This is a genomic window from Mycoplana dimorpha, assembly GCF_003046475.1.
In the GTDB taxonomy this organism is placed as follows: domain Bacteria; phylum Pseudomonadota; class Alphaproteobacteria; order Rhizobiales; family Rhizobiaceae; genus Mycoplana; species Mycoplana dimorpha.
On sequence record NZ_PZZZ01000004.1, the window covers coordinates 453,279 to 466,801 of the forward strand.

General features: G+C 68.0%; 15 protein-coding genes. 3 read left to right on the forward strand and 12 right to left on the reverse strand.

Annotation, left to right across the window (positions count from 1 at the left end; all coding sequences use genetic code 11):
• Positions 1 to 71: 71 nt before the first annotated feature.
• The gene (gene gndA / locus C7449_RS12300) at positions 72 to 1,511 is read right to left on the reverse strand and encodes an NADP-dependent phosphogluconate dehydrogenase (RefSeq protein ID WP_108003070.1); all 1,440 of its coding nucleotides are present in this window, start codon (positions 1,509 to 1,511) and stop codon (positions 72 to 74) included.
• Positions 1,512 to 1,666: 155 nt separating this feature from the next.
• Between gndA and C7449_RS12305 the strand changes: the two genes are divergently transcribed.
• The 3 genes from C7449_RS12305 (at position 1,667) to C7449_RS12315 (ending at position 2,862) form a co-directional block, all read left to right on the forward strand.
• Complete coding sequence (locus C7449_RS12305) at positions 1,667 to 2,083, forward strand: SRPBCC family protein (protein ID WP_108003071.1); 417 nt, start codon at positions 1,667 to 1,669, stop codon at positions 2,081 to 2,083.
• Positions 2,080 to 2,436 (forward strand): VOC family protein, encoded by a 357-nt coding sequence (locus tag C7449_RS12310; RefSeq protein WP_108003072.1) that lies wholly within the window; start codon positions 2,080 to 2,082, stop codon positions 2,434 to 2,436. Before C7449_RS12305 ends, C7449_RS12310 begins: the two co-directional genes overlap by 4 nt.
• 153 nt (positions 2,437 to 2,589) lie before the next feature.
• Positions 2,590 to 2,862, forward strand: coding sequence for a hypothetical protein (locus C7449_RS12315; protein ID WP_108003073.1), 273 nt, complete (start codon positions 2,590 to 2,592; stop codon positions 2,860 to 2,862).
• 38 nt (positions 2,863 to 2,900) lie between these two features.
• On the opposite strand, the gene C7449_RS12320 is transcribed toward C7449_RS12315, so the two are convergent.
• The 11 genes from C7449_RS12320 to C7449_RS12370 form a co-directional block, all read right to left on the reverse strand.
• The gene (locus C7449_RS12320; protein ID WP_108003074.1) at positions 2,901 to 3,845 is read right to left on the reverse strand and encodes a lipid A biosynthesis lauroyl acyltransferase; all 945 of its coding nucleotides are present in this window, start codon (positions 3,843 to 3,845) and stop codon (positions 2,901 to 2,903) included.
• 4 nt (positions 3,846 to 3,849) lie between these two features.
• Complete coding sequence (locus tag C7449_RS12325) at positions 3,850 to 4,878, reverse strand: zinc-binding dehydrogenase (protein ID WP_108003075.1); 1,029 nt, start codon at positions 4,876 to 4,878, stop codon at positions 3,850 to 3,852.
• 210 nt (positions 4,879 to 5,088) lie between these two features.
• Positions 5,089 to 6,375: a beta-ketoacyl-ACP synthase gene (locus tag C7449_RS12330; protein WP_108003076.1), complete on the reverse strand. Its 1,287-nt coding sequence runs from the start codon at positions 6,373 to 6,375 to the stop codon at positions 5,089 to 5,091.
• Positions 6,376 to 6,385: 10 nt separating this feature from the next.
• Positions 6,386 to 7,588: a beta-ketoacyl-ACP synthase gene (locus tag C7449_RS12335; RefSeq protein WP_108003077.1), complete on the reverse strand. Its 1,203-nt coding sequence runs from the start codon at positions 7,586 to 7,588 to the stop codon at positions 6,386 to 6,388.
• 2 nt (positions 7,589 to 7,590) lie between these two features.
• The gene (locus tag C7449_RS12340; RefSeq protein WP_108003078.1) at positions 7,591 to 8,076 is read right to left on the reverse strand and encodes a 3-hydroxyacyl-ACP dehydratase FabZ family protein; all 486 of its coding nucleotides are present in this window, start codon (positions 8,074 to 8,076) and stop codon (positions 7,591 to 7,593) included.
• A gap of 131 nt (positions 8,077 to 8,207) precedes the next feature.
• Entirely contained in the window at positions 8,208 to 8,486 is a 279-nt protein-coding gene (locus tag C7449_RS12345) for an acyl carrier protein (RefSeq protein WP_108003079.1), read from the reverse strand.
• Positions 8,487 to 8,630: 144 nt separating this feature from the next.
• Entirely contained in the window at positions 8,631 to 9,614 is a 984-nt protein-coding gene (gene cbiB, locus C7449_RS12350; protein ID WP_108003080.1) for an adenosylcobinamide-phosphate synthase CbiB, read from the reverse strand.
• A gap of 1 nt (position 9,615) precedes the next feature.
• Positions 9,616 to 10,620, reverse strand: coding sequence for a threonine-phosphate decarboxylase CobD (cobD, locus tag C7449_RS12355; protein WP_108003081.1), 1,005 nt, complete (start codon positions 10,618 to 10,620; stop codon positions 9,616 to 9,618).
• Positions 10,617 to 11,924 carry a cobyrinate a,c-diamide synthase gene (locus C7449_RS12360; RefSeq protein WP_108003082.1) on the reverse strand — a complete coding sequence of 436 codons (1,308 nt, stop codon included), beginning with the start codon at positions 11,922 to 11,924 and terminating at the stop codon, positions 10,617 to 10,619. The genes cobD and C7449_RS12360 overlap by 4 nt, the downstream gene beginning before the upstream one ends.
• A complete protein-coding gene (cobA, locus tag C7449_RS12365) occupies positions 11,921 to 12,763 on the reverse strand; it encodes a uroporphyrinogen-III C-methyltransferase (protein ID WP_108003083.1) in 843 nt (280 codons plus the stop codon). The genes C7449_RS12360 and cobA overlap by 4 nt, the downstream gene beginning before the upstream one ends.
• A complete protein-coding gene (locus tag C7449_RS12370) occupies positions 12,763 to 13,251 on the reverse strand; it encodes a cobalamin biosynthesis protein (RefSeq protein WP_108003084.1) in 489 nt (162 codons plus the stop codon). Before C7449_RS12370 ends, cobA begins: the two co-directional genes overlap by 1 nt.
• Between the last annotated feature and the right edge of the window lie 272 nt (positions 13,252 to 13,523).

Genomic DNA, 13,523 nt, shown 5'->3' on the forward strand with positions numbered 1-13,523 from the left:
CCGGCCCTTCGGGCGGAGAAGCTGGGAAGCGCCGGCGGGCGGTACGAGCACCGAGCCGGCGGGCGACAGGCTCAGGCGGCGCCGGTGCCGAGGCCGCTGCCCCAGGGGCCGTGGTGGCTGTCGGCGCCGTCGATGCGGTCGAAACCGTGCGCGCCGAAGAAATCGCGCTGGGCCTGGATGATGTTGGCCGTGCCGCGGCCGCGGCGGTAGCTGTCGAAGTAGCCGAGCGCGGCAGCCAGCGCCGGCACCGGCAGGCCGCCGAGCACGGCGGTCGACACGACGCGACGAAGCGCGCCGTCGGTTTCCCTCACCATCGCGGCAAAGGCCGGTGTGACGATCAGGTTGGCGACGTGCGGGTCCCTGGTGAAGGCGGTGGTGATTTCGTCGAGGAACTGCGAGCGGATGATGCAGCCGGCCCGCCAGATCTTGGCGATCGTCGGCATCGGCAGGCTCCAGCCGAACTCCCTTGAGGCCGCCGCCATCACGGCAAAACCCTGCGCATAGGCGCCGATCTTGGCGGCGAGCAGCGCGTTTTCAAGGTCCTTGATGAAGGCGGCCTTGTCGGAGACCGCAAGCGGCGGCACAGCCGGCAGGCCCAGCACCTTCTCCGCCGCCTCACGCTCGTCCTTAAGCGCGGAGATGCTGCGGGCCGCCACCGCCGCCTCGATCGCCGTCGCCGGCACGCCCATGTTCTGCGCCTCGATCACCGACCACTTGCCGGTGCCTTTCTGGCCGGCCTTGTCGAGGATCATGTCGACGATCGGCCTGCCACCGATCGGATCGGCGGCCTCAAGTACCTTGGCGGTGATCTCGATGAGATAGGAATTCAGCCGCCCCCTGTTCCAGCCGGCAAACACCGCGGCGATTTCGGCGGCGTCCATCTTCAGCCCGTCGCGCAGGATGCCGTAGATCTCGGCGATCATCTGCATGTCGGCATATTCGATGCCGTTGTGGATCGTCTTGACGAAGTGGCCGGCGCCGTTCTCGCCGAGCCAGGCGACGCAGGGCTCGCCGTGATACTGGGCGGCAATCGACGTCAGCACCTTCTCGACTCGCTTCCAGGAGGCCTCGGTGCCGCCGACCATGATCGACGGGCCGTGCCGGGCGCCCTCCTCGCCGCCCGAGACGCCCATGCCGATGAAGGTCAGGCCGCTGTCCTTCAGCGCATCGAAGCGCCGCATCGTGTCGCGGAAATTGGCGTTTCCGGCATCGATCATGATGTCGTTCTGCTGCAGGTGCGGCTCAAGCAGCGCCATCTGCTCGTCGACCGGGGCACCCGCCTTGATCATGATGATGATCGGCCGCGGCGGCCGGATGGCGGCGACGAAGTCCTCGATCGTCTCGCAGGGGACGATGTTGTCCTTGAGCGAACCGGCTTCCTCGTAGAATTCGCCGGTGCGGGCCGGCGTGCGGTTGAAGACCGCGATCCTGTTGCCCTTCTCGGCGATGTTGAGCGCCAGGTTCGACCCCATCACGCCGAGGCCGATCAAACCGATTTCCGCCTGTTCCACGTCGCAACCTCCATCCGTTGATGCTTTGCCGGCCCGTCTGCGTGGCGCAGGATATCACCCGGAAGCGCAATTGGCAGTGTTGCCGGTCTTTCGCCGTCCGTTTTCTTCCCTCGGCGCCGCGCCTGGCCTATGTTGCACAGCCACAGGAGGAAACGATGAACACCATGCCCGCCCGGATCATCCATTGCACCATCGCCCGCGACTGGCGCGAGGTCTACGCCTTTGCCTCGAAGCCCGAGAACATGCCGAAATGGGCGTCCGGCCTGGCCTTGGGCCTGACGCAGGACGGCGATGACTGGATCGCCGACGGCGGGCCGGTCGGCAATGTCCGCGTCCGCTTCGCGCCGCAGAACGCGTTCGGCGTGATCGACCACACCGTGGCGATGCCCGACGGGCTGGTGGTGCACAATGCGCTGCGGGTCGTGCCCAACGGCGACGGCGCGGAGGTCATGTTCACCCTGCTGCGCCTGCCCGGCATGGACGATGCGGCGTTCGAAGCCGACGCCGCACACGTGTCGCGCGACCTCGAGGCATTGAAGGAGCTGATGGAGCGGGAGGGAGACAGCCGATGAGCGCTACCGACAAGGATCAAAAGATCGACTACATCGAATTCAACGTCGCCGACATCGCCCGGGCGAAGGCCTTCTATGGCAGCGTCTTCGGCTGGACCTTCACCGATTATGGCCCGGAATACTGCGAGTTCCAGGACGGCCGGCTGACCGGCGGCTTCACGACGCTGGCGCCGGTGAATGCGGCCGGCGGTCCGCTGGTGATCCTGTTTGCCGACGACCTCGAAGGCGCCGCTGCCCGCGTCGAGCAGGCCGGCGGCCGGATCGTCAAGCCGATCTCCCCCTTTCCCGGCGGCCGGCGGTTCCACTTCGCCGATCCGGACGGGTATGAGCTGGCGGTGTGGTCGGACCGGTAGCGGGGAACACCTGACACTTGGTACCGGCGCTGTGTCCGGGCCTTCCGCCTACGAAACGATTGACAGTCCGAGCAAAACGGCGCTGCGTAGCTGGTCGGGATGGGTGCTGCACTCTTTGTTGATGGCCTCCGCCATCACGGTAGGGAGGATGCAATGCCGACGATCATTGGCCACCACAAGATCACCAAGGGCACGAAGCACTGGCTCGACTCGCCGAGGCGCAAGGAGCTCTTCGGCCCGCTCGGCGTCACCAACATACGAACATTCGTGGACCAGCAGGATCCGACCAGGGTGGCAATTCTCATGGACGTTCCGGACATGGACGCCATGAAGAAGACCATGCAGAGCAAGGAAGCCGCGGAAGCGATGGCCTTCGATGGCGTGGTGCCGGAGTCGCTGGTGATCCTGGTCGAATCGGAACGGTGATCCACGGACAGGCGGATTTTACCGCCGCGGTGCCGGCCTCACGGCTTCGCAGGCTTCAGCTTCTTCTTGATGTCCCAGCGGTCGTGATACCACAGCCACTGGCCGGGATATTCGCGAACCCACTGCTCGACCTTGTCGTTGAGCTTCTGCGCCGTCGCCTCGACGTCGACGGCGCCGTCGGGGCGGCGCGGGATCTCCATGGCCGGCTCCAGCTCGAGGCGGAAGCGATTGTTCGGCAGGCGGATGCAGCGGGCCGGATAGACCTCGCAGTCGAACTGCCGCACCAGCTTGGCAAGCAACGGATTGGTGCGGACGGGTCGGTTGAAGAAGCTGGTCGGCAGCCCCTTCCGGTACTTCTGGTCGACGAGCACGCCGACCGGCTCGCCGGCGTCGAGCTTGCGCGCCAGCGTGAAGGAGGAGCCGGCATGCGAGGGCACGAGGTTGCCCATGCGCTTTCGGCGGAACTCGAACACCTTTTCGGCGATGTAGGGATTGTTCGGGGGGCGGAACAGCACCGTCACCTCGATGCCGAAGGCGGCACCGGCGACCGGCAGCATCTCGAAATTGCCGGTATGGCCGGTGAAGACGATGAAGGGGCGGCGGTTCTCGTAGAGATCGATGAAGATCGGGATGCCCTCGACCTCGACCCGGCCGACCTTGTCGGAGAACGGGTCGAAATCGAACAGCCGGTCGAGAAACACGTACTCGGCCATCATCCGCCCCATGTTGCCCCAGCTGTCCATGGCGATGTCGGACAGCTCGGCCTCGGATTTCTCCGGAAAGGCGTTGCGCAGGTTCGTCATCATCAGCGCGTGGCGGCGGGTCTTCGGCCCGATCCAGCGCACCAGCCGGTCGGCAAGGTTCATCGCCCCGTCGGCCGGCAGCAGCTTCAGAAGGTTCAGCAGCCCGAAGACGAACTGCGCGACCAGCCACTGCTCGAAGGTGCGGAGCGCCAGGACGACGCGGGTGATGAACTGGCGCACGTTATCAGTCCAGACGCAGCACGATCTTGCCGAAGATCTGGCGCGACTCCATGCGCTCCAGCGCCGTCTCGATGCCGTCGAACGTCACTTCGGTGTCGATCACCGGGTGGACGATGCCGCGCGCCATCTTCTGCATGGCGTTGGCCATGTTCTCCATGCGGCAGCCAAACGAGCCGAGCAGCTTCAGCTGCTGCTGGAACAGCATCATCAGGTTCATGTCGGTGGAGACGCCGGAAGTCGAACCGCAGGTGACGAGCCGGCCGCCGCGCTTCAGGCAGAGCATCGAGCCCGCCCAGGTGTCCTTGCCGACGTGCTCGAACACGACGTCGACGCCCTTCTTCTTCGTCAGCTTGCGCACGACGCCCTCGAAGCGGTCCTCGCGGTAGTTGATGACGTGGTCGGCGCCGAGCGCCTTGGCCTTTTCGACCTTGTCGTTCGAGCCGACGGTGGTGATCACCGTGCAGCCGATCTTCTTGGCGAGCTGGATCGCCGCCGTGCCGATGCCCGATCCGCCGGCATGGACGAGGATCGTCTCGCCCGGCTCCAGTTTGGCGTTGTCGAACAGCATATGCTCGACGGTGCCGAAGGTCACCGGTGCGAGCGCCGCAGCCACCGCATCGACGCCCGGCGGTGCGGGTACGAGCTGGCGGGCGGGGATGTTGATCTTCTCCTGGGCGAAGCCGTCGAGATGGAAGCCGTGCACGCCGCCGACGTGTTCGCAAAGGTTGTCGCGACCCTCGCGGCAGGGCTTGCAGAGCCCGCAGGTGCGGGCGCCATAGACGGAGACGAGCTGCCCCGGCAGGACGTTGGCGACGCCGGGACCGATCTGGTCGACGACGCCGGCGGCCTCGGCGCCTATGACCAGCGGCATCTTGCGCTTGGCGAACGCCATGCCGCGCCAGCCCCAGACGTCGATGTGGTTCAGCGCCACCGCCTTGACCCGGAGCGTCACCTCGCCCGGCGCCGGCGGCGGCGGCTCGGCAATGTCGGTCAGTTCGAGCTTGCGGTCGTCGAGTAGCTGCAGTGCGCGCATGTTTGTCGTCCCTTGCCGCCAACGCGGCATTTCGTTCGTTCTACTGCAGTGCCCTGGAACGTTGGTGATCCGAGGACAAAAACATGCAGCAATTCATGGTTCTACGGCGAGCCGCAAGCGTCGGATCAGGACGCGCGGTGCCGCAGGCTTCAAACCGCCGGCGGCGCTACCATCTGGCAGGACCGCATCGGCTGCCCTGAGACGAGGCCGTCAGCCCGCCTCGGCGGTCATCACCAGGCTGGCGTTCTGGCCGCCGAAGCCGAAGGAGTTCGACAGCACCGCCGTGACCTGCTGGTCGCGCTTCACGTTCGGCACCACGTCGAGCACGATGCCGGGATCGGGGTTCTGGTAGTTGATCGTCGGGGGCAGCGTTCCGGTCAGCATCGTCTGGATCGAGAACACCGCCTCGACCGCGCCTGCCGCCGTCAGCGTATGGCCGATCATCGACTTGTTCGAGGAGACCGGAATTTTCGCCAGTCCCTCGCCGAACACCGTCGACATCGAGAGATACTCCATCTTGTCGTTCTCGGGCGTCGAGGTGCCGTGCGCGTTGATGTAGCCGATCCCGTCCTCGGCGATGCCGGCATCGGCAAGCGCCGCGCGGATCGTCGCGATCGCCGGGCCGCCGTCCGGCGAGGAGCGGGTGCGGTGGAAATGGTCGGCCTTCTCGCCGCAGCCCTTCATGATGCCGAGCACGCGGGCACCGCGCGCCACCGCCGCTTCCAGCGATTCGAGCACCAGCGTCGCCGCGCCTTCGGCGATGACGAAGCCGTCGCGATCCTTGGTGAACGGCTTCGACGCCTTCTGCGGCGGGTCGTTCTGGGTCGAAAGCGCCGAAAGCAGCGCGAAGCGAATCAGCGCCTCGGCGGTCACGGAGCCGTCGGTTCCGACCGTCAGCGCGCGGTCGGTGCGTCCCTGCCGGATCGCCTCGACGCCGAGCTGGATTGCGGTCGCGCCCGAGGCGCAGGCGGTCGACAACGTGACCGGCAGGCCACGCGTGCCGAAGCGGTCGGCGAGCCGCTCGGAGATGGCGCCGAACAGCCAGGCCTCATAGAGCACCGGATCGGGCTTTTCGCGCAGCACGGCCATGAACCGGTCATAGGCATCGCCGGGCCGCTGCGAGGCAGGAGCGCGGTCCGCGAGCGCGAAGCGGTCGCTCCAGTCCGGCTCGATCGGCGGCGCGGCCAGAAACAGCGGTCCGCCGAAGTCGCCGGACAGACCGGCCTGGGCGAGCGCTTCCTCGGTTGTCGAGCGCGCATAGAAATAGGACCGCTCGACCGGGTTCTCGACCGGCAGTTCGACGAAATCGACGGTGCCGGCGATCCGGGTGTTGAGACCTTCGACCGGGAAGCGGGTGATGCCGTGGATGCCGGACACGCCGCCGGTCAGCGCCGCCCAGTTGTCCTTAAGGCCCTGGCCGAGCGAGGTGATGACGCCCATGCCGGTGACGGCGACGATCGGGCGTCCGAGATGATCCCTGTAGGCTGCCTTGCTCATGCACCGGTCCTCACTTCTCTTTGCTCAGCACGGCGACGCCTTCACCGCGCATATGGCCGACGGTGGTGACGATCGCGGTCTCCGCCGGGGCGGTCATCGCCTTCTCCGCGGCCGGGTCGAAGGCCGGAACCCTGGCTTCGCTCGACAGCGTCAGCGCGGCCAGCGCCAGTCCAAGCGGGAACTGCGTTTCCAGCGCGTGCCCCGCCACGCCGCTATAGGCGCGCACCGGCACGCCGGGGAAGCGGCTGTCGAGCCAGGCCTTCTCGCGGCCGGTCACCTCGTGCATCCCGGAGGCTCCGGAGAACACGATCGCCTTATCGGCCGTCGGTTCGATGCCGTCCGCCAGCAGGTTGAGCCGGCGCTCAAGGCGTCCGTCCTCGCGCCGGCCGCGATCACCGCCGATCGCCTCGATCGTGGCGTAGATATGGGCACCGCGCGCCTCGGCGTGCTCGCGCGACTCCAGCACGAGAAACGCGCCAACGGAGCCGGTGATGATTCCGCCGCCGGCATCGGCCGGGCGAGACCAGAAAGGCGACCAGCTGCCGGTCGCATGAGCCCGGATGGCTTCATAGAACAGGGTAACGTCCGGCCGCTCGGCGACGAACGCGCCGCCGACCAGCGTGTGGGTCGACTGGCCGGCCCGAATGCGTGCAAACGCCGTCTCGATGGCACTGATGCCGGCTCCCTCCTCGCCCATGAAGGTGCGCGACGAGCCGGTGACCTTGTGGACGATCGAGATGTTGCCGGCCATCAGGTTCGAAAGCTGGGCGAGAAAGAGCGCCGGGCGAAGCTCGGTGGTCAGCTTCTCGTTCAGGAGCTGTTCGCGATCATTGCGCTTCAGCCCCTCATCGACGATCAGCGAATCGACGTTGATATCGCGTTCACCTCCGCCGCAGGACACGATCATGTCCATCGAGCCGCAGGCGTCGACATCATCCTTGAATCCCGCGTCTTCGAGCGCAAGCCCGGCGGCAAACACGCCGAGACGCTGCCAGTTCTCCATCTGCCGCTGGTCGCCGCGCTTGGGGATCTGCTGCGACCAGTCGATCTCCGGCATCGGATGCACCGGATAGGGCGCGAAGCGCTCGACCTCGATCTTCAGCTCCGGAGCAGCGGCCGCGTTCAGCAGCGCGACATGCGGTTCGGTCCCCACCCCGTGGCAGGTGACGATCCCGACACCGGTGATGACGACGTCGTTGGGCGCCTTCGTCATGCTCAGTTCCTTTCGCCGCCCGCAGCGGCAATCGCTTCGAAAAGTCCGAGTTCCTCGGCACGCCGGCGCACGATCTCGCCCAGCGGCACCTGATCGAAGGGCATGGTGCGCAGCTTCAACTGCGCATCGCAGACCTTCTTGCCGCCGCTCGAGATCTTCGCCTTGGTGACCGCGAAGCCGGAGCCATCGTGTTCGAGCGCGGCCTCGATGTCGAGCACGGCGTCGGGCTCGACGAAGGTGCGCATCTTCGCCCCGTCGACCGACATCAGGAAGGGCATGGCGGCGAAATCGGTTGCCGCCAGCACGAGAAAGCCGGAGGCCTGCGCCATCGTCTCGATCAAGAGCACGCCGGGTACGAGCGGCATTCCGGGGAAATGCCCTTCGAAGACCGGGCTCTTGGACGGCACCACAGAGCGCGCGCGCAGCGTCTTGCGCTCGGCATCGACGCTTTCCACCCGGTCGATCATCTGAAAGTATTCAAGCAGCATCGAGATCCCTGCCTCGGGGATGTCCCCGAATATCGAAAGGCCTGCCGGGTCAGGCAGGCCGAAAGCCCGATGGCGGTACGGAGCGACGCCGGGGGCGCCGCTCAGGCGCCCGCCCCGCCTCACAAGGCCGTTCAGGCCTTTGCGGCGCGCAGCTGATCGATCTTGGAGCAGAGGTTCGCCAGCACGAAGTACTCCTCGGTCGCGACCTTGCCCTCGTTGACGTCCTGCGTCCACTGCTCGAGCGGGATCTTGATGCCGAATTCCTTGTCGATGGCGAACACGATATCGAGGAAGTCCAGGCTGTCGATGCCGAGATCGTCGATCGTGTGGCTTTCCGGCTTGATCGTCTCGCGGTCGATTTCGCTCGTCTCCGCGATAATGTCGGCAACCTTGTCGAATGTAGCTGTCACGCTAGTACCTCTTGATATCCATTGTTGCGCGATCCTATAAGTAAATGCGGCGGAATTGCCAATGGGCAGTTAACCGTCTGCTGCATTTTGGCAACAGGATGTTGCGCAAACGCCAGCGTCCTTTCGGAGCCGGTCGCCCGCCGCTCAGGCCAAAAATCCGAACAAGAGAGCACCCAGGACGGCGGCAACGACCAGCGTGTCGCAGGCCCGGCCGAAGACCGAAAGGCCGCGCCCGATGTCCTCCGCCGTTGCGACCGCGCGGCCGACCGCATTGATCATCGGCTCCTCCACCCGCACGCCGCCATAGATCCGCGGCCCGGCGAGGCTGATGCCGAGTGCGCCGGCCATCGCCGCTTCCGGCCAGCCGGAATTAGGGGAGCGATGCAGGCCGCTGTCACGCAGGCCGACGTCGAGCGCCGCACGGGCCGCAGAGGCACCCTGCACCGCCCAGGCACCGGCTGCGATCAGCAGGATCGAAAGCCGCGCCGCCGGCCAGTTGGCGACATCGTCCAGCCGCGCCGACGCCCAGCCGAACTCCAGATAGCGTTCGTTCTTGTGGCCGATCATCGAATCGGCGGTGTTGAGCATCTTGTAGGCGAACAGGCCGGGAAGCCCGAGCAGCGCATACCAGAAGGCGGGGGCGACGACACCGTCGGAAAAGTTCTCCGCGAGGCTCTCGATCGCCGCCCGGCAGACGGCCGGCTCGTCCAGCGTCGCCGGATCGCGCCCGACGATCATCGCGACCGCCTCGCGGCCGCCGGCAAGTCCGCCGCGGCGCAAGCCGGTGGCGACCGCGCCGACATGATCGGCAAGGCTCTTCTGGGCAAAGAACACCGACGCCACCACGGCCTCGACGATCAGGCCGAACCAGCCGAAACCCAGCAGCGCCGCATGGATGAGGTGGCCGACGACAAGGCTGGCCAACAGCAGCGCGCCGATCGCCACCGCGCCGTTGAAGCGGCGGGTTGCGGGATGCATCCGCTTGCCGTTGAACAGATGCTCGAACGCGGAAATGGCCCAGCCGAACAGCACGACCGGGTGCGGCACGCGGCTCCAGAGCCGCGGCGGATCGCCGACGATGCGATCGATGACGAGAGCCAGGGCAAGGACGAGCGGCGTGGTGGTCATGTCAGCTACCAAAACCGGCAAGCGCGCCGGACAGCCGCGCATCCGCGGCGGAATCCGCGGCGAGGCCGAAGCGCAGCCAGCGACGATCATAATCGAACGAACGGACGAGAATATGCCCTCGGCAGAGCCGTTCGTGCAAGTCGGCGGCGCGGGCGTGCTCGACGAGCGAAAACAGCGCCGTCCCGCCGACGACGGTGAGGCCGGCGCCCTGCAGCACGGCGTCGAGCGCGGCCTTCCGGGCTCGGATCGACGCGCGGATCGCCTCGCCATCGCCGCCCATCAGCCCCGTTGCGATCGTCAGCGCCGGACCGGAGACCGACCAGGGGCCGAGCCAGTCGGCGAAACGGGAAAGAAGCGGCGCCTCTCCGAGCACGAAGCCGAGCCGCAGGCCGGCGAGCCCGAAGAACTTGCCGAAGGAGCGGAAGACGACGAGCCCCGGCGCGATACCGGCCTCGGGCGCCAGCGCCTGGTCGGGCTCCATGTCGCCGAAGGCCTCGTCGACGACGAGCGTTCCGCCCTGCGCCGACAGCCGTTGCCACAGTTGCAGCAGTTGCTCCGGCGGATGACAACGGCCGTCGGGATTGTTCGGATTGACCACCACCACCAGGCCGCGTTCATCGCCGACCCCGGAGAGCCCGCCGATCGGATCGACCGGGATGCCGGCGTTGCGCAGCACCCGGCCGTACTCGCCATAAGTCGGCGAGACGATGGCGGCGCGGCGCCCCGGCGGCACCAGCCGCGGCAGCAGCTGGATCGCCGCCTGCGTTCCCGGCACCGGCAGCGGCAGGCAATGCGGGCTGCGGTAGTATCGGGCCGCGGCGCGGCGGGTCTCGGCGAGCCGGTGCTGGTCGGGCAGCCGGTGCCAGGCAGCCGGGTCGACCGGCGGCAGGTCCACCGGGCACGGGTTGATGCCGGTGGAAAGGTCGAGCCAGTCCTCGGGCCTTCCGCCGTAGCGTTCGGCCGCAGCGGCGATGCCGCCCCCGTGCAGGATCGGCGCCTCGGTCATGGCGTACCTGCGGCGATGTCGATGAGGTGCATGTAGGAGCCGGCGACGTTGCCGCACCGCAGCCCGGCGGCGCCGAGATCGGCGCCGACAGCGTCCGTCACGGCAAACAGGCGCTCGGCCTCGCCCTCTTGCTGCACAGTCGAATAGTGGAACTCGTGCGCCGTCATCGGCTGCGCGAAGCCCGAGCCCGCCAGCGGCACCAGCCGCCGATAGCCAAGCTGCCGGCGACGCTCGGCAAAGCTGGTGACCAGCGGCAGCAGGCCGAGCATGGCGTGACGCGTGCCGTCCGCCGCGACCAGCCCTTCGCCGAGCGTCATGTAGCCGCCGCACTCGCCATAGATCCGCGCCCCTCGTTCTGCGGCGGCCATCATGCCGGCCCGGAACGTCGCGGCGTCGGCAAGCGTGCCTGCGTGCAATTCCGGATAGCCGCCGGGTAGGAACACGGCGTCGCATTCGGCCGGCGGCGCCTCGTCGCGCAGCGGCGAGAAGAAGGAGAGCGCCGCTCCCTGCTGCCGCCAGCCATCCAGCAGGTGCGGGTAGATGAAGGCAAAGGCGTTGTCGCGGGCAATGGCGATGCGCTGCCCGAGCGGCGCCAGGCGCGAGACCTCGGCCGGGGCGGATGGCGCCGCAGCCTCGCCCGCCAGACGCGACAGGCGATCGAGGTCGACGCAGCGGCGCATGGTCTCCGCAGCGTGGCGGACGAAGGCCTCGAGCGCACCGTGCTCGCCGGCCTGCACGAGGCCGAGATGGCGCTCGGGCAAAGCCAGACCCGGATCGCTGGCGATCGCGCCGAGGACCGCAACGCCGGCGCTTGCGAGCGCCTCTCGCAGCATCGCCTCGTGCCGGGCGCTGCCGACCTTGTTGAGGATCACGCCGCAGACCTGCACGTCGGCGCGGAAATCGGTGTATCCCCGCACCAGGGCGGCGATCGAGTGGGACATGCGGCTGCAGTCGACGACCAGCACCACCGGCAGGCCCAGCATCGCGGCAAGATCGGCGGGCGAACCGCTGCCGTCGGCGGCACCGTCGAACAGCCCCATCATCGCCTCGACGAGGAACATCCGGCCGCCCTGCCCCTGCGCCGCGGCGTTGGCGGCGAGCAGCTCGGGCCGCATCGCCCAGGGATCGTAGTTCAGGCAGTCGGCGCGGCTGGCGGCGGCGTGGAAGGCCGGATCGATATAGTCGGGGCCGGCCTTGCCGGGCGCGAGCGCCACCCCGTCATCGGCCAGCGCCCGCAGCAGCCCGAGGGTCACGGTCGTCTTGCCGGAGCCGGAGGACGGCGCGGCGATCATCAGGCCGCTCATGCGGTATCCCCGAAGAGGCAAGCTGCGGCCGGACCTGGGGCCGCCGCGCTGCGGTCATGCAGGCGTCCCAGCCAGTCGAGCGAGCCGCGCAGCCGCACCACCTCGCCGACGACGACGATCGCCGGCGGCTCGAGGCCGGCGCGCGCCGCGTCCACCTCGGCCCGCGACAGCGTCGTTTCGAGGACGGACTGCTGCGGGGTCGCGGCGTTGCAGACGAAGGCGAGCGGCTCGTCGGGCGAGCGGCCGGCCTCAATCAGGTTGCGGCTGATCTGGCCGATATGCTTCATCGCCATGTACATGACGATCACCGGCGATCCGGCAGCGATCCCCCGCCAGTTGATGCGGTCGGGGACGAGGCCGGACGAATCGTGCCCGGTCAGGAAGGTGACGGCGTGGTTGACCTCGCGATGGGTCACGGGGATGCCGGCATAGGCAAGCCCGCCGATCCCCGCGGTGATACCCGGCACGATGCGGAACGGCACGTCGTGCTCGAGCAGCGTCAGCGCCTCCTCGCCGCCGCGGCCGAAGACGAAGGGGTCGCCGCCCTTCAGCCGGAGCACGCGCTTGCCGGCCCGCGCCAGTTCGACGAGCCGCAGCGAGATGTCGCACTGCTTCGGCGACGGCTTGCCGCCGCGCTTGCCGGCGAATTCGAGCAGAGCGCCGGGTCTTGCCAGCTTCAGGCACTCGGCGTTGACGAGCGCATCATGGACGATGACATCGGCCTGCCGGAGCGCCTGTACGGCAAGCAGCGTCAGCAGCCCCGGATCGCCGGGACCGGCGCCGACGAGCCACACGCTCCCCGGCTCCAGATCCGGCAGCGACGAGAACAGCGCCTCCATCAGGCCTCCCTCCGTACTTGTGAGCCGACCGAGGCACCGGACTCGATGGGTGAGCAACCGGCTGCAACAGCTTGGAATGATTCTGCGATCGCCGCCGTCGCATGGTCCGATTTCAGCTTCGCCACGACGAGGCGGCCCTGCGGTCCAACGGCGGCAAGCGCCGAGGCTTCGGCGACGCCGTGACAGCCGGTGTGGCGGAAGACCACCTCGGACGGGTTGGCCAGCCGCGGCGTTTCGGCCTCCAGCGTGGCGGCGTCATAGGTGCGCAACGGCACGGAAAAATGGCAGGCGGCGGCAAGGATCGCGGGTTCTTCGGCACGGGTGTCGAGGGACGCGACAAGCGCGAGCGCATCGGCGCTGCAACCGGCTGCCCGCAGTGCGGCGCCGGCGAGCGCGATGACCTCGGCGGCGGCAGCGCCGCGCTCGCAACCGAGACCGAGCACGATCGAGGGTCGTTGGCCTTCGCTGGCGTGTGCCGGTTGCCTCATCTGCTGTCCCCGCTTTCCAGACATGCGAGGCGCGGGCACCCCCGTCTCGACAGCCCCGATTCTGGCCCCGTTTCGGGTCGGCCGCATCGGGCACCTCTCCGGCCCGCTGGGGCACCGTCGCATGTCCGGCCTGTTTATCGAAGCGCCCTGTGACGGTCAAACGCGATTGCGGCGTCCGCTAGACCGGGAGCGCCATTCGAGGGTCGGGCATGCTCGACATGAGCCACGGTTGCGGGGCGGCGCGACCGTGGGACCGATGCGGAACCAGGCTT